The following is a 26,499-nucleotide window of genomic DNA, read 5'->3' on the forward strand; positions in this document are numbered from 1 at the left end:
GACAGAAGAAGGGAGGGTTTAGCCCTCCCTTCTGTTTAATTGAAGCAACTAGCGCTGAGGTGCTGCGCCAATAAGGTGGCAACAAGATCCGTGTTTTCAATTGCTATATTCTGGCAAAGAGAGTTAATTATTTGCGTGCTTAATGTCTGACCTAATTTTGTTCTGGCACCGTCGAGATCTGCGGATTTCTGACAATGTCGGTTTAGCTGCGGCGCGTCAGCAAAGTCAAAAAGTGGTAGGTGTGTTTTGCCTAGATCCACTGATTTTGGAGCGAGACGATGTTGCCCCAGCCAGAGTAACTTACATGATGGGTAGCCTACGGGAACTGGGCGATCGTTACACTCAGGCAGGCAGCCAGCTAATTATTTTGCGCGATCAGCCTGTGCGAGCCATTCCCACCTTAGCGAAAGCGCTGAATGCCAAAGCAGTTTTTTGCAATCGGGGGGTGGAGCCCTATGGACGAGAGCGCGATCGCACCGTTAGTGAGGCACTCAAGCAAGTTGGCATTCCGCTCCAAACCTTTTGGGATCAGCTTTTGCATTCTCCCAAGGAGATTGTCACGGGCGCGGGGCAACCTTATACGGTCTATACTCCCTTTTGGCGCAACTGGAGAGCCAAAGCAAAAATGGACCCTGTGGAAACGCTGCAAGCAGCCGAAGGACTTTCACCCAGCGAACAAAAAGCTGCCCAGCAGGCTGGCAGCATTGACTTACCTACTGCTAAAGATCTGGGATTTGAGTGGGAGAATGAGCTTTTGCTCGCCCCTGGAGAGCAGGCAGCCCAAGAGCGGCTAGAAGACTTTTGCGAACGAGAACAGGCGATCGATGACTACAAAGAACAGCGAAACTTTCCTGCTGTCTCCGGTACATCTCACCTCAGTGCTGCATTGAAATTTGGCACGATTGGTGTGCGTACCGTTTGGGCTGCAGCCGATACCGCCTTAAAGCGCAGTCGCAGTGACGAAACCGCCAGTAACATTCAAACCTGGCAGCAAGAATTGGCGTGGCGAGAATTTTATCAGCACGCCATGTATGCCTTTCCGTCATTGGCAGAAGGAGCCTTTCGGGAACCGTTCAAAACCTTTCCTTGGGGTGATAACGAGGCACACTTTCAAGCTTGGTGTGAAGGCATGACAGGCTACCCGATTGTCGATGCAGCGATGCGCCAGATGAATCAGTTGGGCTGGATGCATAATCGTTGCCGCATGATTGTCGCCAGTTTTCTGACCAAAGATTTGCTGGTTGATTTGCGTCGTGGCGAGAAATACTTCATGCAAAGGCTCTATGATGCCGACCTGTCTGCCAACAACGGCGGCTGGCAGTGGAGTGCCTCCAGCGGCATGGACCCCAAACCACTGCGAATTTTTAACCCCGCCAGTCAAGCTAAGAAGTTTGACCCAGAAGCCGAGTACATTCGCGAATGGCTACCGGAGTTAAGAAGCGTTGACACTGAGTTTTTAGTGACAGGTGAAATCCCAGCCGAGGAGCGCGATCGCTGCAACTACCCGCACCCAATTGTGGATCACAGAAAACAGCAGAGCCTGTTCAAGCAAATCTATCAACAGCAAAAGCAGCAATCATCCTAAAAGATCCAAAAAAAGGAGGAAGGGCTTAGCCCTTCCTCCTTTTTTAGCTAACTTAGTGAAACTTAGTAGTCGAAGTCTCCACCCATGCCGCCGCCACCTGCGGGAGCAGCATCCTTGGGCTCGGGCTTGTCAACCACAATGCACTCGGTGGTTAGAACCATGCCTGCGATCGAAGCCGCGTTTTGCAGCGCAGAACGGGTCACTTTCGCGGGGTCAACGATGCCAGCTTCAAACAGGTCAACGAATTCATTGGTAGCAGCGTTGTAGCCAACGTTGAAGTCTTTCTCTTTAACGCGCTCAGCAATCACCGCACCGTTCTGACCTGCGTTTTCAGCAATCCGCTTCAGCGGAGCAGCCAGCGCACGCGCCACAATGTTTGCGCCGATTAGCTCTTCATCTTTGAGGCTGCTGTTGGCCCAGGTTTCGAGTTCAGGAGAGAGGTGAGCCAGCGTGGTGCCACCGCCAGGAACGATGCCTTCCTCAACCGCAGCTTTGGTCGCGTTGATTGCGTCTTCCAGGCGCAGCTTGCGATCCTTCATTTCGGTTTCGGTTGCAGCACCGACTTTGACGACTGCTACACCACCAGACAGCTTAGCCAAACGCTCTTGCAGCTTTTCTTTGTCATAGGAAGACTCGGTTTCTTCCATTTGACGGCGGATTTGTTCAACGCGAGCTTTGACTGGTGCTTCGTTGCCTTCCGCCACAATGGTGGTGGTGTCTTTGGTGATGGTGATGCGACGGGCTTTACCCAGCATCTCTAGCTTGGTGTTATCGAGCTTCAGACCCGCATCTTCGGTGATCAGTTGACCGCCGGTGAGAACGGCGATGTCTTCCAGCATCGCTTTACGGCGATCGCCAAATCCAGGAGCTTTCACCGCAGCCACATTCAGCACACCGCGCAGACGGTTTACAACCAGGGTAGCCAGCGCTTCCTTTTCAATGTCCTCAGCCAGAATCAGCAGAGGACGACCCGAACGAGCAACCTGCTCTAGCACAGGCACCAAGTCTTGTACCAGGGTAATTTTCTTGTCAGTGATCAGGATGAAAGGCTCATCCAGAACTGCTTCCATCCGCTCGGTGTCAGTTGCGAAGTAGGGAGAGATGTAGCCCTTATCGAAGCGCATCCCTTCTGTAACCTCCAGTTCGGTGGTCATGGACTTGCCTTCTTCCAGGGAAATTACGCCCTCTTTTCCGACTTTGTCCATTGCGTCAGCGATCATCTGACCCACTTCATCGTCGTTACCAGCAGAGATAGAACCAACTTGAGCGATCGCCTTGGAATCTTCAACCGGACGAGCATGTTCTGCAATCTTCTCAACCAAGAAAGCAGTCGCTTTATCGATACCGCGCTTCAAAGAAATTGCGTTAGCGCCAGCCGCCACGTTCCGCAGACCTTCTTTAACGATTGCATGAGCCAACACGGTTGCAGTAGTGGTACCGTCTCCAGCTGCGTCATTGGTCTTGGAGGCTGCCTGACGAATCAGGGAAACGCCCGTGTTCTCAACGTGGTCTTCTAGCTCGATTTCCTTGGCGATGGTGACACCATCATTAACGATTTGAGGAGCGCCAAACTTCTTCTCTAGGACAACGTTGCGTCCCTTTGGACCGAGGGTAACAGCAACTGCTTCAGCCAGAATATCGATTCCTTTTTCTAGGGCACGACGAGCGTTTTCGTTGTAAATGATGCGCTTAGCCATAGTTTCTTCAGCTTTGAACTCTTAGTTGTGGAGGTGGATTTGGAAAGTTTTGAGTTTTGAGTTTTGAGCTACTCTCAGTCGAAATAAATCTGAAATGGTTCAAAACTCATAGCTCATCATTCAAGAACTCATTAATCAACAATCGCCAAGATGTCTTTCTCAGCTAGCAGTACGAATTCTTCGGTGCCTAGCTTGATGTCAGTTCCGGCATACTTGGAATAGAGAACTTTGTCTCCAACTTTGACTTCTAGTTCCTGACGAGAACCGTCGTCGTTCCGCTTGCCGGGGCCAACTGCAACGATTTCTCCAACCTGGGGCTTTTCCTTCGCGGTATCAGGCAGAAGGATACCGCCAGCGGTTTTCTCCTCAGACGCACTTACTTTGACGAAAACGCGCTCACCTAGTGGTTTAACGGTAGAAACGCTCAGGGATACTGCTGCCATACAAAGCTCTCCAGACAATAAATAACTTCATGAAGGGGATTAAGGTTCAGCGGCTAGCGCTCCGACTCAACTGTCCAGGACAGCTCAACAGCCCTATAAACAAGGCATTGAACAGATTTTGCCTGAAGACTGAGCGATGGCTGACAGCCAACTGCAACCAGAGTTAGCACTCTCAACTCCTGAGTGCTAATGTACCGAACGACAGAGGCGATCGCAACTCAATTTAACGATTTCTTCGGTACGGGTTCCCGAACTGAGCATAGATCGAGTGTTTTAGAAGGGGCGAAGTAAAGATTTGCCTACGTAGCTTTAAAGACATCTTTAACTTCATAATTTTCGCTACTTCTGCTGGAAACCCTTCGATAGCTCATCTTGAGTTACTTGTAAACATTGAAAGCTAAATTTTCTACCTGGATAAATGTGTTTTTTCAATCAACATCAACAAATTTACTGGACTTAGCTCAAGCTGCCTTTGACACCCTAAGTGTGGAAATACGGAACAGCGATTGCAAACAGACAATCATTTTTCAGTAATTACCCTTATACCGAAATTTACGTAGGCGATCGCATAGGCAGTATTTCTACTGAAAATATCCACTTCTTATCCTTCAATCTATTAAAGTCACTTCCATGAACAACAGCATTTGGTTGCAGCCAAGGTTCTTTTTGTGGGATTGACAGTACAGACGACTCTAGAACAAATGCTTGGGAGTTACACTTTCTCAACGTTGCTCAAGCCAACGAGGTTGAACCAGCCGCTTCCGTACCGGAGCCCGCTTCGCTGCTAGGTTCGCTGGCAATGAGTGTTTTGGGTGCAGGCTCTACGTTAAGACGCAAGGAGGAAGTGTAGAGAGCTACTGCTCCTTTAAGGGCGTAGCATTCAGCAGATGTCCCCGAAATAGACCCAGAGTCATGACTGAATGTTGCGCCTCTAAACTCTACAAAAAAGCTAAGATTTCCCTGACTGTAGCCTTTGGTTGCTCCAGGTGTGGAACGTGACCGCTGTTTTGAATCCAAACTAGATTGCTGTGGGCGATCGCCCTTCTAAACCTCTCCCCATCTCCCGTACCCAGCACATCATCTGACTCTCCCCACAGAATTAGCGTCGGGTGATGAATTTGAGCAATTTTAGGTGTGAGATCGCTGTAACCGCCGCTTTGAGTGAAACTGGCGATCGCCTCATTCCAACCTGGCATTTGCTGATGTAGCAGCGAACAGCGAATCGTGTCGATCAGCACTGGATCTGCATTAGGCAAGGCTGAAACTGCATTTAGAGCAGCAAGCTTGCGATAGCGTAGCCATTCCACAGCGAACCAATCTAGCGGCGCAACCAGCAACCGACCTAGCGGGAAACTGCCCGAAAATCCAATGCTGTCGATTAGTACGAGTTTGCTAACACATTGGGGATGGGTGAGCATAAAATCAATTGCCACTGCACCTCCCATTGATGCACCGATTAAAATGATGGGCTGGGCGATCGCAGTTTGCCAAAAGCTGTACAAGTGACGTTTGATTGAAGACGGATTGATTGGCACACCTTTGACTCGTTCAGTGAAGCCAAATCCTAGTAGGTCGATCGCCCAAACTTGATGGTGTTCGGCTAAAAGGGGCAAAACTCGGCGAAATTCCAGTAGAGAACTGTCAAATCCATGCAGCAAAACGATTGGCGTTCCGGTTCCTCGACAAACACAAGCCGTTGCAATCTGCCAGGACGGTGTTGTTTTTGGCGGATGTTGGATCACACCAATGATCCGACGCTCAATTTGCTGCGCTAGAGCAACAGATGCAGGATCAGTCAGCAAACCAACTTCAGTCGGTAGAAAATTGGCAACCATGAAGTTTTACCGTTTTGAATTTTGGGTTGCGAAGCTTTTGTAAGTGTAATTTGATGAAATTCTTAGTAGCGATATGACGACAGAATCAACTGTAATCAAACTGGATCAATTTTTGAAACTCGTCGGTGTTGCACAAACAGGAGGCGAAGCAAAGCTGTTGATTCAAGGAGGTGAAGTGCGCGTTAATGGAGCGGTTGAAACGCGGCGAGGACGCAAATTGGTAGAAGGCGATCGCATCTCCACCTTAGGGGAAACCTTTACAGTTCAACTGGACTAACAAAATTTTTAGGTTCTGCCTTTTCTTCTAATTCAGAAGTTTCTGTTTCGGAAGCCTCTACCTCAAATTCTGCTGCATTCCGCTGTACTTTTGCCAAAAGCTCCAGGTACGCAAAAGGGACGACGACTGGCCAGGATGCACTTGCTAAAGTCAATACCGCGATGGAAATGTACGTCCAGTTTAAAGACAAGTCCGTGTCTCGCTTAAAGAAAACCCACCAGACCTTAAAGAAACGGATTGCCATTAACAAATAGAAAGCTGTAAATAGGGCAACTAAAACAAGTTTCACAGCAGTTGAATCCTAAGTTCAAAAGAAGTTTCAGTGGAATATCTCCATTCCAACGCTTCTTGGACGGTTGAGCTTGACCTAAATACACCTCTGGTTTAAGTAATACCCGAACATTCCCCAAAACTTAACAAAATAACCAACGTTGCCATAGACCTGGCTCTATTGTTCACAATTTCTTTAGGTTGAGTTGGGTTTTGCTCTGTGCTTCGAGCTACCTTAATCTTTTGAGGCGTGTTAATCTCCCAAAACTACAGCTGGAATGCTCCAGCGCTTGGTTACCTCAGGAGCAGACAAAAAATTACAGCAGACAACAACTCCATTATTCTTAAAAATGGTATTGCAGTGAAATTACAAAGTTATGGCGAAGCACACTCAGGCGCACCTGTCTCGCACCGTAGAAAAGAATCAGTCTGAGGGTAGCAAAGAGATGACCCGAAAGCAGATGGAATATTACATGGGCGCAAAGCTGATTGAAATTGGCGTAGATCCCAAATCAGCCGTCTACCGCTGGTCAACAGAGACGAAGGGCAGCCGAGAAGTCATCACTTATAGCGCCTACTGGGCTGATTCCAAGGAAAAATTAGAAGGCAATTAGAGATAATCTGCCGGAGGCTAGGTGCTAACCGTACAAATTTACGCGATCTGAGGGAGTTGAATTGCTCTAAAGATCGAAAATGTAACGGTTTGCAACATATAATGAGAGCTATTGTACATAAGCACACCCAAGGGTAAGAGCATTACATGCGAGTTGCGATCGCCGGAGCAGGCTTAGCAGGACTTTCTTGTGCAAAATATCTCACCGATACCGGACACACGCCCATCGTGCTGGAGAGCCGGGACGTATTAGGTGGTAAAGTCGCTGCCTGGAAAGACGAAGATGGTGACTGGTATGAAACCGGGCTGCACATCTTCTTTGGGGCGTACCCCAACATGCTTCAGTTGTTCAAGGAACTGAACATTGAAGATCGGTTGCAGTGGAAAGAGCACACCATGATCTTCAACCAACCTGAAGTTCCGGGTACCTACTCTCGCTTTGACTTTCCCAGCATTCCCGCTCCAGCAAACGGGATCATCGCGATTTTGCGAAACAATGACATGCTGACTTGGGGTGAAAAAATTCGCTTCGGATTGGGGCTAATTCCTGCCATCCTCAACGGACAGAAATATGTCGAGGAGATGGATCAGTATTCCTTCTCTGAGTGGCTGAAAAAGCAGAATGTGCCACCTCGGGTTGAGAAAGAAGTCTTCATTGCCATGTCGAAGGCGCTGAATTTTATCGACCCTGATGAAATTTCTGCGACGGTAGTTTTAACTGCCCTTAACCGATTTTTGCAAGAAACGCATGGCTCAAAGATGGCGTTTCTCGATGGCGCACCTCCAGAGCGGCTCTGTCAGCCAATGGTTGACCACGTCACTGAGCGAGGCGGCGAAGTGCGGCTAAACGCGCCTCTGAAAGAAATTTTGCTGAATGACGACAGCACCGTGCGCGGCTTTGTGATTCGAGGGTTGAATGGTGCCGCCGATGAGATTCTCACGGCTGACCTATACGTGTCTGCAATGCCTGTCGATCCATTGAAGGTGATGTTGCCTGCTGCCTGGAAGCAGATGGACTATTTCAAGCAGCTAGACGGGTTGGAAGGGGTGCCGGTCATTAATCTGCACCTATGGTTTGACCGGAAGCTGACAGATGTAGATCATTTGTTGTTTTCGCGATCGCCCCTCCTGAGCGTCTATGCCGACATGAGCAACACCTGCCGCGAATACGCCAACCCTGAGCGCTCAATGCTCGAGCTCGTCCTGGCTCCTGCCAAAGATTGGATTACTCGCTCAGACGAAGACATTATCGCCGCCACGATGGTAGAGCTAGAAAAGCTATTTCCCCATCACTTTGGTAGTGATAGCCCCGCTCAGCTGCTGAAATACAAGGTTGTTAAGACTCCCCGCTCGGTCTACAAGGCGACTCCTGGACGGCAACAGCATCGTCCTAGCCAGACTACCCCGATTGCCAATTTTTATCTGACGGGCGATTATACGATGCAACGTTACCTGGCAAGCATGGAAGGGGCTGTACTTTCTGGTAAGCTTACAGCGCAGGCAATTAGCAGTCAGCGAACCGCGGTCAGCAGTCAGCCTGTTCCAAAGGCTGAAGATTTGCAGGTGTCAGCCTCCTAAATTGCCAGTTTTGGCAGTTCCCCGGATAGCGAGTATTAGCTCGTGTAAAGCTTCCGTAGGATAATTTCTGATGACTGAAAGCCTCGAAATCAATCTCCCAGCTTGCGATGTAATGCTGCAATTGCCTGAAACCCCACGCATGACCAAACTGGCACCTTTGGAGGACGCATACGAACTCTGCCGTCAAGTTACAGCTCAGTATTCCAAAACTTTCTATTTGGGTACGCTGCTGATGCCAGAGGCAAAGCGTCGAGCAATCTGGGCAATTTATGTCTGGTGTCGCCGCACTGATGAGCTAGTGGATGGGCCAAACTCAGCCCTGACCACAGATGCAACGCTGGATGGCTGGGAGCAGAACCTAGAGTCAATTTTTGCTGGGAATCCACTAGAAGATGCTGATGTGGCACTGGTGGATACGCTGTCTCGCTTCCCTATTGGCATTCAGCCATTTCGGGATATGATCGCCGGTCAGCGGATGGATTTGTATCGCAGCCGCTATGAGACGTTTGAGGAGTTAAACCTCTACTGCTACCGCGTGGCAGGCACCGTAGGCTTGATGTCCACCGCGGTCATGGGAATTGATGAGTCACAAGCTAGTGCCCCCTGGTATCGCCCCCTGACAGGAGATAGTCCAACGCAGGAAGCGATCGCCCTCGGCATTGCCAACCAGTTGACAAACATTCTGCGCGATGTCGGTGAAGATGCTAGGCGTGGACGCATCTACATTCCTCTAGAAGATTTAGCGCTGTTTAACTACACGGAGCAAGATTTGTTCGATGGCGTAGTAGACGATCGCTGGCGAGAACTGATGCGCTTTCAAATTCAGCGGGCTCGTAAAGTCTATGCTCAAGCCGAACAGGGAATTAGCCTGCTTAGCCCTGATGCTCGTTTCCCAGTTTGGGCAGCCTTGATGCTGTACCGCCAGATTCTAGATGTGATCGAGCAAAATCAATATGATGTGTTTCGCAAGCGGGCCTATGTGCCAGGTTTGCGAAAGTTCCTGTGTTTGCCGATCGCTCGCTTAAGAGCAGAAGTGCTTTAGGCTACGGTGGCGATCGTCCCATAAATGTGGGAAAACTAAGGTATTCCTGCTCCAACAGAGGTACTTACCGCCGCGACCTGGTCGAGAAGACGTAGCTCAAAGCATGGAACAGGAATACCCAGATTCGGGGACGAAGGATTCGGGCAATGAGAGTCGAGATCGATGCAAGTCTTCACTCTAAAGCCCCACTCCTTCCCCTCAAACCCTCCAATAGAGGTGTTTTATCCCTGCATAAATTTTTCTAGCTTGCGAGTTAAAGAATCCACAACGCCCTCGTTGCTAGTTTGAGTTGAAGCTTCCGCCTCAATCCGTTGAACGGCTTCAGCAGGCAATCCTAGTAGTTGAACTAGTTTGTTGTAAGCAGCGGCTTCCTCTTCATTAATCTTTTCTTCGTTTGGTGTGCGAGCGCTAGAGCGAATCACTTCATAGCCCAGCCGCAGCACAAGCTCCCGTTCTTCCACGCTTTGCAGCTTCGGAGTCAGTTCCTCTAAGGGAATATTTTGGATCATGTATTCCTGAAGTTCTTGGCGGAGGTGCTGCTGTTGAGGTGCATCGGCAGCAAACATGCCACTAAAGCGATCGAGCATCAAGTCAATTTCTTCAGAAGCCAGGTGCCCATCTGACCAGGCCATTGAAGTGACAACCCGCAACAAATTCATTTGGCGGGGGGTGATGGAGGGAGGTGGGGGTGCTTGCATACTATCATTGCCTCCTAAAACAATTTGAAGTAAAGGTAGTTAGATAATACGCCTCTCCTACCCGACTCTCCTGGAATGTTGGAATTACTTAAATGTCGTTAGATTAATTTAGATCAATGCCGTCGAATTAGCCCTTTTAGCTCCCGCCAAACCATCGATTCGTTCGATTTTGTTTGAGGCTGAGTAAAAACGCCGTGAGTGGGGCTAAACAGTAGCGCCAGGACAAATATTCCAGAGACAACCAGAACGATCGCCGGTCCAGAGGGCAGGTTAAAGAAATAGCTGAGGTACATGCCGCTGATGCTGGAAACAATACCTATGCCTGCACCGAGAATCATCACCTGATGCAGACGGTTGACCAGCAGATAGGCCGTTGCGCCAGGAGTAATCAGCAGCGATAGCACCAGGATGACCCCAACCGATTTCATGCTGGCAACAATGGTCAGGGCGATCAGCAGCATCAACCCAAAATTGAGCAAATTGGTAGGTAAGCCTGCTGCCTGTGCGCCCAGTGGGTCAAAGGTGTAAAACAGCAGTTCTTTATAAAGCAAGACGACAACAACTAGCACCAGGGCAGAAATCAATGCGGTCTGCCAAACTTCGGGACGGCTAACTGCGAGAATGTTGCCAAACAAGAAGTGGTTGAGGTCAATTTTGTTATCGCGTTGAATTAGGGTAATCAGAGTAATTCCCAGGGCAAAGCAGGCAGAGAAGACGATTCCCATTGCTGCGTCTTCTTTGATAGGCGATCGCGATCGAATCCAGGCGATCGCCATCGTACTCAGAACCCCAGCTATGAATGCCCCAATAAAAATATTTGCACCAATCATATAGGCGACTGCCAGTCCTGGCAGGACTGAGTGGCTAATTGCATCGCCCAATAGCGCTAACCGCTGCACCATCAGGTAGCTACCCACCACCGCGCAGATTAGCCCAACTAGAACAGCAACGATCAGCGATCGCTGCATAAACTCGTAGCTCAATGGCTCTAGCAACGCTTCCCACATTACGCCGCTTCACCTGCTGCAAACATAACTCTGCCGCCATAAGCGCGATAGAGATTTTCCTGGGTTAACACTTGCCTACGGGGGCCATAAGCAACAAGGGATTGGTTGAGTAAAATCAAGTCGTCAAAGTGAGCGATCGTTTCACCCAAGTCGTGGTTAACCACGAGGACAAGCTTGCCAGCAGCAACAAGTTCATGAAAAATCTCGAAAATGATTTCCTGAGTTTTTTGGTCGATGCCAGCCAGCGGTTCATCAAAGCAGAAAATTTCCGGTTCCTGCGCCAGTGCCCGTGCTAAAAACACTCGCTGTTGCTGTCCGCCAGAGAGTTGACCGATGGGGCGATCGCGATATTTTTCCATGCCGACTCGCTCTAAGGCAGCAGCAGCAACCCGCCGGCTGGTGGTAGAAAAGCGGCGAAACCAGTCTGTTTTTTGAACCCGACCCATCATCACCACATCCCACACCGTTGCCGGATAGCTCCAGTCAATCTGCGATCGCTGGGGCACATAGGCAACCTTATCAAGCTGCTGCATCAGCGGCTTATTGTGGTAAAGCACCGAGCCACTGGTATTAGGAATCAGTCCCAGCATTGCTTTAAGCAGCGTACTCTTACCTGCACCGTTTGGTCCGAAAATTCCAACTAGCCGCCCCGGACGGATCACCAAACTAATATCACGCAAAGCCTCAACCGCTCGATAACTGACACTCAAACGGTTAACCGCGATAGACGCATTGGAAGACATACAGGTTTGCTCAACTTGACCTGACGAGTTTGGCTGCTGCACCAAGTGGTTTTGGAAGGGTAGGGCAATTGGGTTCACGGTCTCTTTCCTATCAACGTGCTTGGGTTTGCTGTCAACGCTTCTAAGGTAAAATTCCTGTTGCCTGTGCGCCCCCTGTCACAAGGCTTAAGCGATGTTGCTAGAGGTTGACGCAAAGACAGAGATTTAATCAATAGAAGTGAGTCTTTGTGAAGACGGCTAAGCCAGATTCCACAATTCTTTGTAAAAATGAAAGGATTATGAAATTAGTATAGTGCAAGAAAAATGAAAGGATTATGAAAATGCGTAAAGCCCGCACGAGAGCGCTCGCTCACCCTCTACTTCGACCATCTTCACTACGGGTGTGGGCGATCGCAGCTCTCTTCCTGGGGCTAACGACAAGCGGCTGTAATCTGACCAATTCAAATTCAGACAGTTCTAGTGCGGCTGATGCACCTGAAGTCGTGGCGACCAGCACCATTTTGGCTGACCTGACTGAGCAAATTGGCGAATCAGAAATTCAACTCACGAGCATTTTGGAACCAGGAGCCGATCCTCACGTTTATGAACCCGTTCCGGCAGACACAGTAGCGCTGGAACGGGCAGACTTAATTCTCTATAACGGCTACAACCTGGAGCCAGGGCTAATTCGGCTGACGAATTCGGCTGGGGTAGAAGCTAAAAAAGTTGCCGTGGGTGAAGTAGCACCATCTCTTGAGGTCGAAGGTCAATCTACCCCTGACCCTCACGTTTGGGGAGATGTGCAGAACGTAATCTTGATGGTGAATGCGATTCGGGATGCGCTGATTGAGGTGTCAGAAAGCGATCGCCCCACCTTTGAGCAAAATGCCGCTGACCTGGTTGCCGAACTAGAGCGTCTGGACACCTGGATTGCTGAGCAAATTGCCACCATTCCTCCTGATAATCGCAGGCTCGTTACGACCCACGATGCCTTTCAGTATTACGCTCGTGCCTATTCTCTAAATGTGATTGGGACGCTAATTGGCATCAGCACTGAAGAACAGCCCAGTGCCCAGACCGTACAGCGCCTGGTGGAATCAGTCAGAGAAACTGGAGTTCCAACCATTTTTGCTGAAACAACCATCAACCCAGCCCTGATTCAAACTGTTGCAGAAGAAGCGGAAGTAGACCTGTCCCCACAGCAGCTTTATTCTGACTCGATCGGCGCACCAGGTGGAGACGGTGACTCTTACGTCAAGATGATGGTGTCCAATACAAGGGCGATCGTTGAAGCGCTAGGTGGAACGTACACCCCATTTGAGTAATACGTTGTTTGAAGATGTTTGCGCCAGAATGAGGATGGTGAGTATGTTGCCGAGTTTGTACGTTACCGATGTTGAAACTGCTTTCAAGATCGCTGAAGAGTTTGCTGAAGCCAGCGGGAATAGTGGCGATCGCCCTTACTCTACTGCTGACCTTCCTTAGCGCCCCCCTCTTTGCTCAAACTTCCTCTCAGCTTGGCTCTCGCGTCTCTAGATTAGAGTCAGAAAATACAACTTTGCGCTCTAGGGTGAGTCGGCTAGAGAATACCATCTCCAGATTGAGTCAAAGTGGAGGTGGTAGTCAGATTCAAATTGATCCGGCTCCTGAGGTCACTCCTTCCACCTTGCAATCTGGCGACCCGATGTTCGATCGCCTCGCGACGCTGGTGATTGAAACCAAACAGCAAGTCCTTGCTTTAGAAGAACGAGTAGCGGCTTTAGAAGCCCAGAACTAATTCGCCCAGCAATTATAAAGGAGAACCACTCAGAGAAATTTATGGCAGAAAACTATGCTGACTATGCCAAACGGATTAACCTAGCCGAATTTATTGATCATGCGCTGCTCAACCCGGCAGCTACTCCAACGCAGGTCATTCAGTGTTGCGAAGAGGCAGATTTGTTTGGCTTTGCAACGGTTTGTGTCTATCCGGCACATGTGCGTCAAGCAGTCGAATTGCTGCATAACAAGCGTACTCAAGTCTGTACGGTGATCGGTTTTCCCTCTGGGGCGACGACCTCGGCTGTGAAGTTCTTTGAGGCTCAAGAAGCGGTTGAGAATGGAGCAACTGAGCTAGATGTTGTAATCAATCTAGGCTGGCTAAAATCAGGCAGGACTAACGAAGTACATCAAGAACTAGCTGAAATTTGCGAGGCAACAGGTCAAACCGTCAAAGCGATTCTAGAAATGGCATTGCTGACCGAAAGTGAAAAGAAACTAGCCGCAGAAATCTGTCTAGATGCAGGCGTACAGTTCTTAAAGACCAGTACGGGCTGGTACGGTGGAGCCACGGTTGAAGATGTCAGATTACTCAAAGCTGTCTCCAACGATCGCATTGGTATCAAGGCATCAGGCGGGATTCGCACCCTTGAGCAAGCGATCGCCCTCATTTTGGCAGGCGCAACCCGTCTAGGAACTTCCCGTGGTCCGGATCTACTCCGCCAACACGATACCCTGGAAGAAGAAGCAAAACTTTAAGTACATAGATTCGGTGGAGATGCGATGCACTGCATCCCTACCAACCCCAAACCCTTAGCCCCCAATCCTCAACATGGGTGGAACCTACAAAGCCACTGGTATCAACCTTAAAAGTATGCCGCTAGGCGAGAGCGATCGCCTACTGACAGTCTTGACGCAAGAGTTTGGCTTAATCCGAGTGGTAGCACCCAGCGCGCGGAAGCACAAGTCCTCTTTGGGGGGACGTAGTGGACTATTCGTAGTCAACCAATTACTGATTGCAAAGGGGCGGAGCCTCGATAAGATTATTCAAGCGGAAAGCATACAGTCTTATGCTGGTTTGAGTCAAGACTTGAAGAAGTTAACAGCGAGCCAATACTTGGCAGAACTGGCACTTTTTCAAGCGTTGAGTGACCAGCCACAAGAAGAACTGTTTTGTTTGTTGGTTGAGCATCTAAACCGTCTAGAAAAGCTACCGGGTGCGGTGACGCTAGCTAGTCTGGCTCATGCCACCTTTCATCTGCTGGCTCTAGCGGGAGTTGCACCCCAAGTGCAGCTCTGTTGCGTAACTCAGCAACTTTTAGCGCCTGATTTTGCTGACCCTGACTGGCGCGTTGGCTTTAGCGCTGTAGCAGGCGGAATTGTGAGCCTGGCAGAGCTAGAGCAGTTAGCCCCCAGGCTGTCTACCGCAAAATTCAGGACAGGTGGCTCAACCATTCGCCCTAGTCAGGCTGATCGAGCTCAGCCTGGGATGGGACAGGTAGTTGGCCGCCCGCAATCTGTCCGTGAATCTGCACCCAGCTACCCGCCTGCTCGCCCTTCTAAGAATAAGAAGAGTGCTGAACTCCATCTCCAAATTAATGCGACGGAGCTTGCCTTGCTCCAGCAGCTATCTCAACCCGATTTCATCCAACCCGATGGGACTCTTGCCCAGTCCCAAGAACACCCAATCGAGCAACCCTTACCTGAACAAATCTGGCTTTCGATCGAGCGGATCTTAAGGCATTATGCTCAATATCACCTGGATCAGCCGATCCGATCCGCCACTTTGATTGATACTTGCTTCTACCCCCTGCCGCAGCCCATTCCATCTCCTTAAATCATGATGCGATTGTTTGACTCAGACCTGGACGTGCAGATGCCCATGCTCAGCCAGCTTGACCCCAACCTTGAGGGAGGTCGGTATGGCACTGATACGCAGGTCGATAAAAAGCCGACTGATTGGAAGCCGAACGACACCACCAGTAACGGTCATAAAAACGGAAATGGCAGCACCCACGGCAACGGCAAGACGAATAGTCACAGTGGCGGTGACAACGGCAGCAACGGCAATACAGTTGCTCTAGATCCGAAGAAGCCAGATGGTTCGGACTCCTCAAACTCTAGAAAACAGTCTGAGCGTGAGATAGAGGAGCCAGTTCATGGTTTTTTGCCCGTTCTCAAGAACCGTAACTTCTTAGCGCTCTGGAGCGGTCAGGTTTTCTCGCAACTGGCAGACAAAGTTTATCTAGTGCTGATGATTGCGCTGATTGAGAGTCGGTTTCAGTCGGAGGGGCAAACCATTAGCGGCTGGGTGTCCTCGATCATGATTGCGTTTACCATTCCAGCCGTCCTGTTTGGGTCAGTGGCGGGTGTATATGTCGATCGGTGGTCAAAAAAGACTGTCCTCGTCGCAACCAACCTGCTGCGAGGGGGACTCGTTTTGGTTTTGCCGCCGCTGCTATGGATTTCGCAGGGTTGGTCGCCGTTTGCTGGGCTGCCAATCGGATTTTACATGCTGCTGGGAATCACGTTTTTGGTGTCTACTCTAACCCAGTTTTTTGCTCCCGCAGAGCAAGCTGTTATCCCGCTGGTTGTAGAGCGTAAGCATTTGCTATCGGCTAACTCGCTCTACACAACGACGATGATGGCTTCGGTAATTGTTGGCTTTGCAGTGGGAGAGCCGCTGTTACACTTTGCCGATCGCCTGGTCGTATGGATCAGTGGCAACCTGGACGTGGGCAAGTCGGTCGTGGTTGGAGTCAGTTATGCGATCGCCGGTCTCCTCCTCCTATTGCTGAAAACGGGCGAGAAAGGCGATCACCTTGAGCAACAAGAGCCACCTCACGTTTGGCAAGATATTAAAGACGGATTGCGATACTTAAAGCAGCAGAGACGGGTACGGGCAGCACTGATTCAACTGGTGGTTTTATTCTCAATTTTTGCAGCATTAGCAGTCCTGGCAGTGCGACTGGCAGAGATTATGCCTGCAATCAAGTCTTCTCAGTTTGGCTTTTTGCTGGCAGCAGGTGGCATCGGCATGGGCATTGGGGCAACGGTGCTGGGCTATTTTGGGCAACGGTTTTCTCGCGCCCAGCTTGCGCTGTATGGCTCAATCGGCATGAGTGCATCACTGGCAGCCATTCCGCTATTTTCCTGGGAACTCGTACCAACCTTGCTGATGCTAGTAGCGCTGGGAGGCTTTGCGGCAATTGTGGGCATTCCGATGCAGACCGCAATTCAGGAGGAAACTCCCGAAGAGATGCGAGGCAAGGTGTTTGGCTTACAAAATAACGCTGTGAATATTGCCCTGAGTCTGCCGCTGGCCCTGGCCGGAGTCGCTGAAACGCTGTTTGGGCTTCAGGTTGTGTTTATCGGGCTGGCAGTAGTGGCGATCGCCGGTGGCAGTCTGACCTGGTACATTTCCCGTGAAGGATCACCCAAAGCACCCCAATAAGTGATTAAATCCTGATATTAGAGAAAATTTTCTTGATTAAAAATTAAAGCAATTCACTTGAATGCATATTGCATGGCTTGGGAAAAAATCACCGTTCTGTGGCAACGTCACCTACGGTCGAGAGGTCACAAACGCGCTGTTGGATCGAGGACATCAGGTTAGTTTCTTGCACTTTGCCCAAGAAGAAATTAACGATAGTCAGTCTGAACGGCAGGAAGTTTCTATCCCATTTCTTTACAAGTCGCAGATCTACACTATTCCATCCTTCAAATCGAGCAAGGTGCTGATCCAGTCACTGCGTCGGCTCAAGCCTGATCTGGTTCACGCCTCGCTAACCCTATCGCCGCTAGATTTCGTCTTACCCGAAATCTGTGAAGAGCTAAACCTGCCGCTAGTCGCGACCTTTCACCCACCCTTTGACCGCAAGCGGCGCAATCTGACATCAGGCACTCAGCACTTGATGTATCAGCTCTATGCGCCCTTCCTGGCAAACTATCATCGCGTCATTGTTTTTTCTCATATCCAGCGTGACCTGTTGGTGCGGCTAGGTGTGCCTGAAGCTCAAGTTGCTGTCATCCCGAACGGAGTCGATGCGGGGAAATATTCTCCTGGCTTGTCTCGCGTCAAAACAGAACTGGACGCTCAACGGCTATTTGTCTATCAGGGTAGAATTGCCGCTGAGAAAAACGTTGAATCTCTGCTCCGTGCCTGGAAGCATTCTGAGATGGGAGCAAACAGCAAACTGGCGATCGTCGGCAACGGTCCGCTTGCCCCCTCACTGCAAGCCTTTTATGGACAGGAGCATGGAGTGATCTGGCTAGGTTTTGTCGCCGACGAACAGCGGCGGATCGAAATCTTACGTGGGTCAGATATGTTTATCCTGCCCTCATTGGTGGAGGGACTTTCCCTGTCGTTACTAGAAGCAATGGCTTGTGGGGTAGCCTGCATGGCAACCGATGCTGGGGCTGATGGAGAAGTGCTAGAAGACGGTGCAGGCATCATCCTCAATACGCATCGCGTCTCGGCACAACTGCAAACTCTGTTTCCCATTTTTCGTGACCACGTTGAGCTAACGACACTATTGGGACGTAAAGCTCGTCAGCGGGTGTTAGACCGTTATACACTTAGCCAAAACATTACTTTGCTCGAAGAACTCTACAGCCAGGTCTTCCAGCAACAGCGAATTTATATGAATCGCTCAGTTTAAGTTATCAAACCATAAAAATTTATACGTCTTGAGCAACGGTAATTCTCTCGCGGAGATCTATCTTGGAGAATATCCCTTGCTTTTTGATCTCTTGTTTTGGTTAAGAAAGGTTCCGGGAGTTCTACAGGCTGCCAAAGGGGTTTGAAAAGTACAGTTTGTCGTCCATCAGAGATAGGAGCATAGGATTCGGGCAAGAACTCTTGTGCTATTTCGAGTTTTTTTGCTAAATGCTACGCCCTTATAGGGCATTTACTACTTTTCAAACATCTTTTAGGCTTAGAGGTTTCACAATTAGATCATTCCTTTTGATCTAAATAGGGTGCATCGTCCAGAGATCTGTAAAGCAATTTAGGGAAAACATACCTCTCATGAAGAGAGGAACGTTTTTTCGCTTCAATTTCCTCTGAATTGCTCAGTTCGTTCCAGGAAGCAAAACTTGCTTCTTGGGAAAAGTCAAAGTCATTTGTCAACTGCCCAAGTGCCCCATCTACCATGATTTGTTGTCTCAATCCCCGTTGTCGAAAGCCCCAGAATTCTGATGAGGCAGAGGTATGCCAGAACTGTGGCACACCCCTACAAGCCCTGCTGAGAGGTCGTTATCGGGCAGTGCAGCTCATTGGCCAGGGTGGATTTGGCAGAACTTATCTAGCTGTAGATGAAGACAGGTTGAACACCCGCTGTGTGATTAAACAGTTTTCACCTCAGGTGCAGGGAACCAAATCTCTAGATAAAGCAATTCGGCTATTTAACCAGGAAGCGGTGCGGCTACACGAACTGGGAGAGCATCCTCAAATCCCTACGTTGCTGGCTTATTTTGAGCAGAACAAATATCTTTATCTGGTGCAGCAGTTTATTGAGGGGCAAAATTTATCGCAGCAGCTTCGTAGGCAAGGGGCTTTTACAGAAGCACAGATTCGAGATGTATTAAATGATTTGCTGCCCGTACTGAAGTTTGTGCATGAGCATCAGGTAATTCATCGCGACATCACGCCAGTTAATATTTTGCGTCGTCAGGTGGATAGTCGCCTGGTACTGATTGATTTTGGCGTTGCCAAACAATTGACCGCAGCGGTAGCGGTGGAGCCAGGAACTCGGATTGGTACAGAAGGCTATTCTCCGCTGGAGCAATTTCGAGGGGGTCGAGCTTATCCTGCAAGCGATCTCTACAGTTTGGGGGCGACGTGCGTTAATTTGCTGACTCAAACCAAGCCCGACAGTTTGTATGATCCGCTGAATGGACGCTGGATTTGGCGGGACTACTTGCTGAAGAAGGGAGTGACCGTCAGCAATAATCTGTCGCGAATTTTGGACAAGATGCTGAAAGATCTGGTGAACGAGCGCTACCAATCTGCTGAAGAGATACTGAGAGACCTGAATAGTGTCCCGTTCACCTCCATTCCACCTCTCAGTAACCCTGCAGCATTGCCTACAAATGAGGCAAGCATTAACCCAGTTTCACACCCTCCTTCTAGTTCGCCGTTGACCTCTAGTCCTTTGCCTTCAAGACCCCGCTCAGGGGGACAACCGGGAGGAAGCTGTTTGCGAGTGTTGACGGGGCATTCCTCGTGGGTAACGAGTGTGGCGTTAGGTCCAATGGCTCAAACAGTGGCAAGCGGCAGTTTGGACGATACGGTGAAGGTGTGGAATCTGCACACCGGCGAATTGCTGTTTACCCTGACAGGACATACTAAGGAAGTGAATGCGATCGCCATTAGTCCGCATGGCAAAACGCTAGTCAGCGGCAGTGATGACTACAGCATCAAGATGTGGAATTTGCAAACCGGGGCCTTGATGCGGACGCTAACGGGGCATTCTAGGGATGTAAACGCGGTGGCGGTCACACCTGATGGTCAGCTTTTAGTCAGTGGGGGCGAAGATCGGACGATTAAGCTCTGGCAAATGGGCACCGGGACACTGCTGCGAACGCTGTTTGGGGTGGCGGGAATGATCAAGGCGATCGCCGTTAGCTCAGATGGTCATTTGCTGGTAAGTGGTGGACTTGACCACAAAATCAAACTCTGGAGTCTGCACACGGGCGAGCAAATGGCCGCGTGGACAGGGCACGTCAACTCAATTAGTGCGATCGCCATCAGCAAGGATGGGCATCTCCTGGCCAGCGGCGGCAAAGATAAGCTGATCAAACTCTGGAATCTGCCCAGCGGGGAACTGATTCGCACGTTTGCTGACCATTCGAGAGATGTGAATGCTGTTGCCTTCAGTCCTAACGGAAAGCTGATGGTCAGCGGCAGCAGCGACACCACGATTAAGCTTTGGGATCTGGACAAGGGTAAGGTGATCGAGACCTGGACTGACCATTCTGATACCGTGAATGCGATCGCCATCAGTAAGGATGGCAAAACCCTGGTCAGCGGTGGTTCTGACAATACGGTTAGAATTTGGAAACTGCCGGTTTAGGCAAGGCGATGACGGGCAGCTTCTAGTAACAAGCTTCTTTCGGCACGGGCGATCGCCTCATGAGTCTTCTCTACTGCATCGGGGCTAACAGAAATCGAGCTAATCCCCCAGCGCACCAGCACCTCAACCAATTCTGGATATTGAGACGGAGCCTGACCGCAAATTGAGCAAGGGATGCCCACCTGTCGGGCCGTCTGAATGAGTTGTTGCATAGCCCGCAGCACTGCTGGATGGCGCTGGTCAAAAGCTGGGGACATCTGAGGGTGGTCTCGGTCTACTCCTAATAGCAGTTGAGTCAAATCATTGCTGCCTATGGAAATGCCCTGTACACCAGCCTGCACATAATCTGGCAGCAGGAATAAAACCGAGGGCACTTCAGCCATAATCCACACCTGAAAGTTTGGATTTTGTTTTAACTCCGCGTCGAGGATGCGCTTATAGCAAAAGCGAAATTCTTCTACTGTGCGGACAAAGGGCAAAATCAAATGCACATTAGCAAATCGAGATTGCTGCACCTGTCTTAATGCGGCCAACTCTAAGTCAAATAGCGTCGGATCGACTTCATAACTGAAAGTACCGTGTAGCCCCAAGGTAGGGTTTGGCTCAGGGGTCGTTGGATGACCCATTAACGACTGAAACTCGTGCGATCGCAAATCCAGGGAACGGTAAAACACGGGTCGCGGCAAAAATGCTTGGGCAAATTGGAGGATTTGCTCTGCCAGACGATTTACCAATTCTCGTGGCCGTTCTTGCGCCCACACAATCGGGTGTTGCTGATCTAACACATCTAAAATTAACTGCTCTGACCGCAGTAGCCCAACCCCATCCACTGGCAAATCGTGAGTCTGTGACAGCAGCGCCACCCGGCTGAGGTTGACCATAAGTTGAGTGCCATTGGGTGGGTCGGACGACTTGGAGGCAGTGTAAAAATCAGGTTTTGAGGAAGTATGGGCTAAGGGTTGGGGGCTAACTGGCGGTTGAGAGGAAGGTTGAAGGATGGTTTGAGCCAGCAGGTGAGACGGGGGAAGCGGGGCTGCATGGGGTGGAATGGCTTCCTTTTCAACTCGGTAAATTTCACCGCGATCGCCATCCAAAAAGACCATCTCCCCGGTTTGAATCAGCTTTGTCACATCCGCTGCACCAACCACCGCAGGAATGCCTAATTCACGTGCCACGATTGCGCCATGACTGGTCATGCCGCCCTGTTCAGTCACGATTCCGGCTGCTTGCTGTAGCTCAAAGATCCAGTCTGGGGTAATTTGAGACGCAATCCAGACCGCGCCAGTAGGCGCTCTAACAGCAGCCTGAATTGAGTCAGGCACAATCCAAGCTTCGCCAAAAATTTGCCCTGAGGCGGCACCTACTCCCCTCACAACTAAAGGAGATAAACCTGAAATTTGCCAGGTCGTAGGGACAGATGGCGATAGCACAAGGGGTGAAGAAGCTGTAGACGGTCGAAAACGAATACCTGGGATGGGTAAGGGTTGCGGGCTGGCTTGAGTCAGGTAAAGGGTCGGCGATGTGTCAGGTTGCGGGGCGACCCCTTGCGGGTATCTCTTCGAGATTGCCCATTCTAGCCGCAGCGATGGACCCAGATCAGCAGAGAGCCTTCGGGTTAAATGGGCCAGTTGTTCAAGCTCTAATTCGGTCAGGATAGCCCGCGATGGCTCGACTGAATCCGCTCGAAGGCAGTCCTGAGAAGGTGGTAGTTCTGCTTGTGATGAGGCGAAGGGCACTGCAATGTGATAGGCAAAGGTTCTACTCCCCGTTTGCTGCGTTTGGATTGCGCCCGTTTGCCGATGGATCTGGTAACGGTCTGGAGTGACTTCCCCACGAGTTAAGGCAGCGCCTAAGCCCCAGGTTGCCCGAATTTCAAGATGACCATCGTGAGTGTGCAAATCTCCGGCAGCGATCGCTGACTCCATTGGCTGCACCAAAACAGCCAGGTTGATTTGCTGAAGCTGAATTCCTAAACGCTGCCAGTACAGTAAGCTTTTTGCCCGAAATAGCTCTGCCCAAACGCGCTTGAGGTTTTGGGCGATCGCCTCCGGTTGATTCCAGCAAACGTGACTGGCAAATAGCCCAGTGGTGCGATAGGTAATGCTGGAGTCTAACCTCGACTCCAGGGCAAAAGACGGACGCAGAATTACTGCTGAAGACTGCCAACTGCTCGTGGCTACAAACAACTGCGCTAACCAATCTGCTGCTAAAGGGGTTGACTGAATAGCCTGACGAATTTGTTGGGCGATCGCCTGCAGCTGACGGGGGTTGTCTACATCCAGATGCAGTGCCGAGTTGGGCAAATCGGCAAACAACGGTTCCAGCCAATTGATTGTTCCTAAAAATTCTCGAAATACGGAGTCTGCAACGACGACTCCAGGCATGACAGAATAGCCTTTCTGCCCCAATAGCCCCAGATAGAACGCTTTGTCCCCTACTTGATTGCGATTTGCAGGTTGAATCTGGTCAAGCCAGTAAAGATTAGCCACAGTCATTTAGGCGACAAGTATCACTTTGATCTTACTGGTCTACGCACTGCCTCGGGACAACAGCGCTATTCCAACTTCATCTCAACTTATAGCGTTATTTCAACTTCACCGGTGACAGTTTGCGATCGCCCCAAACCAAGTTAAAATCAAGAGCTATTGCCTAAATTGCCTAAGACATTTACCCACCATGAAACACACCCTCTCAGTCCTGGTCGAGGATGAAGCAGGCGTTTTAACCCGGATTGCAGGTTTGTTTGCTCGTCGCGGATTCAATATCGAAAGCTTGGCGGTGGGGCCAGCTGAGCAAGATGGCATTTCTCGGATCACGATGGTGGTGCCAGGGGATGACCACATTATTGAGCAGTTGACGAAGCAGCTTTACAAGCTAATTAATGTGCTGAAGGTGCAGGACATCTCAGAAGTGCCCTGCGTCGAGCGAGAGCTGATGTTGATTAAAGTGAACGCGACTAGCTCTACCCGGTCTGAAATCGTAGAACTGGCGCAAATTTTTCGGGCGCGAGTGGTGGATGTGGCGGAGGATTCTTTGACGATTGAAGTGGTGGGCGATCCAGGGAAGATGGTGGCAATCGTTCAGGTACTCAATCGATTTGGGATTCGGGAGATGGCGCGAACAGGAAAAATTGCACTCACGCGGGAGTCAGGGGTGAATACAGAATACTTGAAGTCTTTGGAAGCAAAGGTTTAGAGAGTCTTCTGGCTCAAGCAAAGACTTTTTGGAGGTGCCCCCAAACCCCCTCCGCAAGGGTCTAGGGTGGGTAGTAAAGCGCGCTTCACATCGGTGGGTTACACGGGAATGGGAGCGCTGTGGTGCCTGGTCTCACGTTTTTGGTAGGGTTTTCCCTCCCTGCTAGGGCAACACGGGTAGGAGAGCGATTGCTAAATTTGGAGACACAATTTTATTGAGTGTCATCCCGCTTTAGATCGGGACAGGAGTTTGCGGTATGACAGCTTTACGACTTGTTTCGGATGGTACGTCACGTCAGGGTAGCCAGGAGCTTCAGCCTGTTTCCACTGTTTTGAATGACGATCGCCTGCTGGATGCTTACTCTGAGACAGTAACTCAGGTGGTTGAAAAGGTAAGTCCAGCAGTAGTCAACATTGATGTGCGGCAGCGGCGAAGCGATCGCCCCTATCGCAGTCGAGAAATGCAGGGAAACGGCTCTGGCTTTGTGTTTACCCCAGACGGCTACATCCTGACCAATAGCCATGTGGTTCACAACGCCAGCCATATTGAGGTCACGCTCTCAGATGGTCGTCGCTACAGTGCAGAAATGGTGGGCGAAGATCCGGACACTGACCTAGCTGTAATTCGAATTCAGGCACCGAATTTGGTAGCAGCAAAGCTGGGCGATTCTGAATTTTTGCGGGCAGGGCAAGTCGCGATCGCCATTGGTAACCCCTATGGCTTTCAGTGCACCGTCACCGCAGGCGTAGTCAGTGCCGTTGGGCGATCGTTCCGCTCCAACTCCGGCAGACTAATCGACAGCGTCATCCAGACTGATGCCGCTCTCAACCCCGGCAACTCCGGCGGTCCACTGGTTTCTTCACGAGGTGAAGTGATTGGCGTAAACACCGCCGTGATCATGTCAGCCCAAGGCATCTGCTTCGCCATCCCCATTAATACCGCAAAATTCGTCGTCGGACCACTCATCCGAGATGGCAGAGTGCGACGCAGCTACATCGGCGTTGGCGGTCAAACCATACCCCTTCCCCGTCGCCTGCAAAACTTCTACAACCTCACCGTCAAAAGCGGCATCCTAGTCATCTCCATCGAAGCAGACAGCCCCGCCCATCGTGCCGGATTACTAGAGCGAGACGTAATCGTAGGCTTTGGCGAACAGGCGATCGCCAGCATCGACGACCTACACAAATTCCTCACCGAAGAACAAGTCAGCGTGCGATCGCCCCTCACCATCATTCGCAGCTCCGAAAAGCGAACGCTTTGGATTGAGCCAGAGGAATCGAGAGGAGCTAGGAGCTAGGGCTACCTTGAGAGCTGATTTTTTGTGTGCAATGCACACAAAAAATCAGCTCTTAACTAGATTTTGCCTCCCACAGGTGCAAAGCCTGACCTAGCGTGTTAGCCAACCCTTTTGGAGGGGGTCTGGGGGACGCAACCGTCCCTCAGTGGGGGACGTGGGAGGCAAGTCCCCCACACAGGGTTTCTGCCAGAGTCCATGAACTTTCGCACACTCCACAAGCGATCTATTCTAAAAATCGCACCAACGCTGACCTCTTGAGGAGCCCCCCATGAAAGCCATCATCATGAACGCCCCCGGCGATCCAGACGTTCTACAGCTAAAAGAAATCCCCGACCCCCAAATTCAGCACAACACCGAAATCCTAGTTCGCCTCAAAGCAGCAGGAATCAACCCGATTGACACCAAGCTCCGCAAACGTGGCACCTTCTTCCCCGACCAAATGCCTACCGTCTTGGGTTGCGATGGGGCTGGAATCGTAGAAGCGATCGCCCCCGGTGCCCAATCCTTCCAGGTAGGCGACGAAGTTTACTTCTGCAACGCAGGCTTAGGCAGTCACCCCGGCAACTACGCCGAACTCGCCGTTGTCGATCAGCGCTTCGTTGCCCACAAACCCAAATCCCTCAGCTTTACCGAAGCCGCCGCCGCACCCCTCGTCCTGATCACTGCCTGGGAAGCACTCTACGATCGTGGTCGCCTAGAAGCAGGACGCAAAGTCCTCATTCATGCTGGGGCAGGCGGCGTAGGGCACGTTGCCATTCAACTGGCAAAACTAACCGGAGTAGAAGTTGCCACCACCATCAGTTCCCAAGAAAAAGCTGACTTTGTTCGTCAAATGGGGGCAGACTTTCCCATCTTCTACAATCAGCGTGACTTTGTGCAGGCAGCTCTCGACTGGACAAACGGAGAAGGCGTTGACCTCAGCTTTGATACCGTTGGTGGAGCTGTATTCTCCCAATCCTTTGCAGCCACACGCATCTATGGTGACGTAGTGACGATTTTAGGAGCGGACCCAGAGACAGATTGGAAAACAGCGCGCGATCGCAACCTTCGTGTCAGCTTCGAGCTAATGCTCACCCCCATGCTCAAAGGCTTGGTCAAAGCCCAGCAAGATCAAGCGAAAATTTTGCAGCAGTGCGCCCGACTATTTGACCAGCAGCAATTGCAAATTCACCTGAACCGCACCTTTCCTCTAGCAGAAGCTGCCGCCGCTCATCGACTCTTAGAAACTGGATCGAGCATCGGCAAAATTGCGCTAGTGATTGATGATTGAAATTGGAAAAGGTCAGGCGATCGCCACAGTTGCAGTAACGAGTAATAAGCTAGACAGTGAACTGAAATAGCGCAGATCCAGACTCATCATGAATTCCCTGGCTAGCTATAGATTTTGATCCCTTCTACAAGCGCCA

Annotated in this window: 25 protein-coding genes; 16 read left to right on the forward strand and 9 right to left on the reverse strand. The window is 50.5% G+C overall.

Features of this window, described 5'->3' with window-relative positions; translation table 11 throughout:
* Positions 1-142 precede the first annotated feature (142 nt).
* On the forward strand, positions 143-1,585 hold the full coding sequence (locus H6F93_RS20650) for an FAD-binding domain-containing protein (RefSeq protein ID WP_190684705.1): 1,443 nt from the start codon (positions 143-145) through the stop codon (positions 1,583-1,585).
* Between the two features lie 62 nt (positions 1,586-1,647).
* On the opposite strand, the gene groL is transcribed toward H6F93_RS20650, so the two are convergent.
* Positions 1,648-3,282 carry a chaperonin GroEL gene (gene groL, locus H6F93_RS20655; protein ID WP_190641782.1) on the reverse strand — a complete coding sequence of 545 codons (1,635 nt, stop codon included), beginning with the start codon at positions 3,280-3,282 and terminating at the stop codon, positions 1,648-1,650.
* Between the two features lie 131 nt (positions 3,283-3,413).
* Positions 3,414-3,725 (reverse strand): co-chaperone GroES, encoded by a 312-nt coding sequence (gene groES, locus H6F93_RS20660; RefSeq protein ID WP_190641783.1) that lies wholly within the window; start codon positions 3,723-3,725, stop codon positions 3,414-3,416.
* Between the two features lie 673 nt (positions 3,726-4,398).
* Here groES and H6F93_RS35880 point away from each other — a divergent pair.
* Positions 4,399-4,575, forward strand: coding sequence for a PEP-CTERM sorting domain-containing protein (locus H6F93_RS35880; RefSeq protein WP_190684903.1), 177 nt, complete (start codon positions 4,399-4,401; stop codon positions 4,573-4,575).
* An 88-nt stretch (positions 4,576-4,663) separates the two neighbouring features.
* Here H6F93_RS35880 and H6F93_RS20670 read toward each other — a convergent pair whose 3' ends face one another.
* A complete protein-coding gene (locus tag H6F93_RS20670) occupies positions 4,664-5,560 on the reverse strand; it encodes an alpha/beta fold hydrolase (protein WP_190684709.1) in 897 nt (298 codons plus the stop codon).
* 73 nt (positions 5,561-5,633) lie between these two features.
* Between H6F93_RS20670 and H6F93_RS20675 the strand changes: the two genes are divergently transcribed.
* Positions 5,634-5,837 (forward strand): RNA-binding S4 domain-containing protein, encoded by a 204-nt coding sequence (locus tag H6F93_RS20675; RefSeq protein WP_190641786.1) that lies wholly within the window; start codon positions 5,634-5,636, stop codon positions 5,835-5,837.
* On the opposite strand, the gene H6F93_RS20680 is transcribed toward H6F93_RS20675, so the two are convergent.
* Positions 5,818-6,126, reverse strand: a complete 309-nt coding sequence (locus H6F93_RS20680; protein WP_190684713.1) for a hypothetical protein — start codon at positions 6,124-6,126, stop codon at positions 5,818-5,820. The two genes, H6F93_RS20675 and H6F93_RS20680, sit on opposite strands and share 20 nt — an antisense overlap.
* 358 nt (positions 6,127-6,484) lie before the next feature.
* Here H6F93_RS20680 and H6F93_RS20685 point away from each other — a divergent pair, with 358 nt between their 5' ends.
* The 3 genes from H6F93_RS20685 (at position 6,485) to crtB (ending at position 9,340) form a co-directional block, all read left to right on the forward strand.
* Positions 6,485-6,721: a hypothetical protein gene (locus H6F93_RS20685; RefSeq protein ID WP_190641788.1), complete on the forward strand. Its 237-nt coding sequence runs from the start codon at positions 6,485-6,487 to the stop codon at positions 6,719-6,721.
* A 146-nt stretch (positions 6,722-6,867) separates the two neighbouring features.
* Positions 6,868-8,298 (forward strand): 15-cis-phytoene desaturase, encoded by a 1,431-nt coding sequence (gene pds / locus H6F93_RS20690; protein ID WP_190684717.1) that lies wholly within the window; start codon positions 6,868-6,870, stop codon positions 8,296-8,298.
* A gap of 70 nt (positions 8,299-8,368) precedes the next feature.
* A complete protein-coding gene (gene crtB / locus H6F93_RS20695) occupies positions 8,369-9,340 on the forward strand; it encodes a 15-cis-phytoene synthase CrtB (protein ID WP_524537982.1) in 972 nt (323 codons plus the stop codon).
* A gap of 221 nt (positions 9,341-9,561) precedes the next feature.
* Here crtB and H6F93_RS20700 read toward each other — a convergent pair whose 3' ends face one another.
* From H6F93_RS20700 to H6F93_RS20710, 3 genes are all read right to left on the reverse strand, one after another.
* The gene (locus H6F93_RS20700; RefSeq protein WP_190684721.1) at positions 9,562-10,038 is read right to left on the reverse strand and encodes a tellurite resistance TerB family protein; all 477 of its coding nucleotides are present in this window, start codon (positions 10,036-10,038) and stop codon (positions 9,562-9,564) included.
* A gap of 113 nt (positions 10,039-10,151) precedes the next feature.
* Positions 10,152-11,045 carry a metal ABC transporter permease gene (locus H6F93_RS20705; RefSeq protein ID WP_190641791.1) on the reverse strand — a complete coding sequence of 298 codons (894 nt, stop codon included), beginning with the start codon at positions 11,043-11,045 and terminating at the stop codon, positions 10,152-10,154.
* A complete protein-coding gene (locus H6F93_RS20710; RefSeq protein WP_524537983.1) occupies positions 11,045-11,866 on the reverse strand; it encodes a metal ABC transporter ATP-binding protein in 822 nt (273 codons plus the stop codon). The genes H6F93_RS20705 and H6F93_RS20710 overlap by 1 nt, the downstream gene beginning before the upstream one ends.
* 236 nt (positions 11,867-12,102) lie before the next feature.
* On the opposite strand from H6F93_RS20710, the gene H6F93_RS20715 reads away from it, so the two are divergent.
* The 6 genes from H6F93_RS20715 (at position 12,103) to H6F93_RS20740 (ending at position 18,186) form a co-directional block, all read left to right on the forward strand.
* Positions 12,103-13,092, forward strand: a complete 990-nt coding sequence (locus tag H6F93_RS20715; RefSeq protein WP_190684725.1) for a metal ABC transporter solute-binding protein, Zn/Mn family — start codon at positions 12,103-12,105, stop codon at positions 13,090-13,092.
* A gap of 68 nt (positions 13,093-13,160) precedes the next feature.
* Positions 13,161-13,544, forward strand: a complete 384-nt coding sequence (locus H6F93_RS20720; RefSeq protein ID WP_190684729.1) for a hypothetical protein — start codon at positions 13,161-13,163, stop codon at positions 13,542-13,544.
* 41 nt (positions 13,545-13,585) lie between these two features.
* The gene (deoC, locus tag H6F93_RS20725) at positions 13,586-14,284 is read left to right on the forward strand and encodes a deoxyribose-phosphate aldolase (protein WP_190684733.1); all 699 of its coding nucleotides are present in this window, start codon (positions 13,586-13,588) and stop codon (positions 14,282-14,284) included.
* A 73-nt stretch (positions 14,285-14,357) separates the two neighbouring features.
* Positions 14,358-15,362 (forward strand): DNA repair protein RecO, encoded by a 1,005-nt coding sequence (gene recO / locus H6F93_RS20730; RefSeq protein ID WP_190684736.1) that lies wholly within the window; start codon positions 14,358-14,360, stop codon positions 15,360-15,362.
* A 3-nt stretch (positions 15,363-15,365) separates the two neighbouring features.
* Complete coding sequence (locus H6F93_RS20735) at positions 15,366-16,979, forward strand: MFS transporter (RefSeq protein ID WP_190684739.1); 1,614 nt, start codon at positions 15,366-15,368, stop codon at positions 16,977-16,979.
* 61 nt (positions 16,980-17,040) lie between these two features.
* Positions 17,041-18,186, forward strand: coding sequence for a glycosyltransferase family 4 protein (locus H6F93_RS20740; RefSeq protein ID WP_190684742.1), 1,146 nt, complete (start codon positions 17,041-17,043; stop codon positions 18,184-18,186).
* 296 nt (positions 18,187-18,482) lie between these two features.
* Here the strand turns inward: H6F93_RS20740 and H6F93_RS20745 are convergent, their stop codons facing one another.
* A complete protein-coding gene (locus tag H6F93_RS20745) occupies positions 18,483-18,680 on the reverse strand; it encodes a hypothetical protein (RefSeq protein WP_190684745.1) in 198 nt (65 codons plus the stop codon).
* Here H6F93_RS20745 and H6F93_RS20750 point away from each other — a divergent pair.
* Positions 18,679-20,601, forward strand: coding sequence for a WD40 repeat domain-containing serine/threonine-protein kinase (locus H6F93_RS20750; protein ID WP_190684748.1), 1,923 nt, complete (start codon positions 18,679-18,681; stop codon positions 20,599-20,601). The genes H6F93_RS20745 and H6F93_RS20750 overlap by 2 nt on opposite strands.
* On the opposite strand, the gene H6F93_RS20755 is transcribed toward H6F93_RS20750, so the two are convergent.
* The gene (locus H6F93_RS20755; protein WP_199313860.1) at positions 20,598-23,096 is read right to left on the reverse strand and encodes a putative PEP-binding protein; all 2,499 of its coding nucleotides are present in this window, start codon (positions 23,094-23,096) and stop codon (positions 20,598-20,600) included. The genes H6F93_RS20750 and H6F93_RS20755 overlap by 4 nt on opposite strands.
* 181 nt (positions 23,097-23,277) lie before the next feature.
* On the opposite strand from H6F93_RS20755, the gene ilvN reads away from it, so the two are divergent.
* From ilvN to H6F93_RS20770, 3 genes are all read left to right on the forward strand, one after another.
* Complete coding sequence (ilvN, locus tag H6F93_RS20760) at positions 23,278-23,796, forward strand: acetolactate synthase small subunit (RefSeq protein WP_190684751.1); 519 nt, start codon at positions 23,278-23,280, stop codon at positions 23,794-23,796.
* A 256-nt stretch (positions 23,797-24,052) separates the two neighbouring features.
* Complete coding sequence (locus H6F93_RS20765) at positions 24,053-25,093, forward strand: S1C family serine protease (protein ID WP_190684755.1); 1,041 nt, start codon at positions 24,053-24,055, stop codon at positions 25,091-25,093.
* A gap of 268 nt (positions 25,094-25,361) precedes the next feature.
* The gene (locus tag H6F93_RS20770) at positions 25,362-26,363 is read left to right on the forward strand and encodes a zinc-dependent alcohol dehydrogenase family protein (RefSeq protein ID WP_190684757.1); all 1,002 of its coding nucleotides are present in this window, start codon (positions 25,362-25,364) and stop codon (positions 26,361-26,363) included.
* Positions 26,364-26,499: the final 136 nt, after the last annotated feature.

Origin of the sequence: Leptolyngbya sp. FACHB-671 (assembly GCF_014695745.1) — a bacterium.
Taxonomy (GTDB): domain Bacteria; phylum Cyanobacteriota; class Cyanobacteriia; order Elainellales; family Elainellaceae; genus JAAUTN01.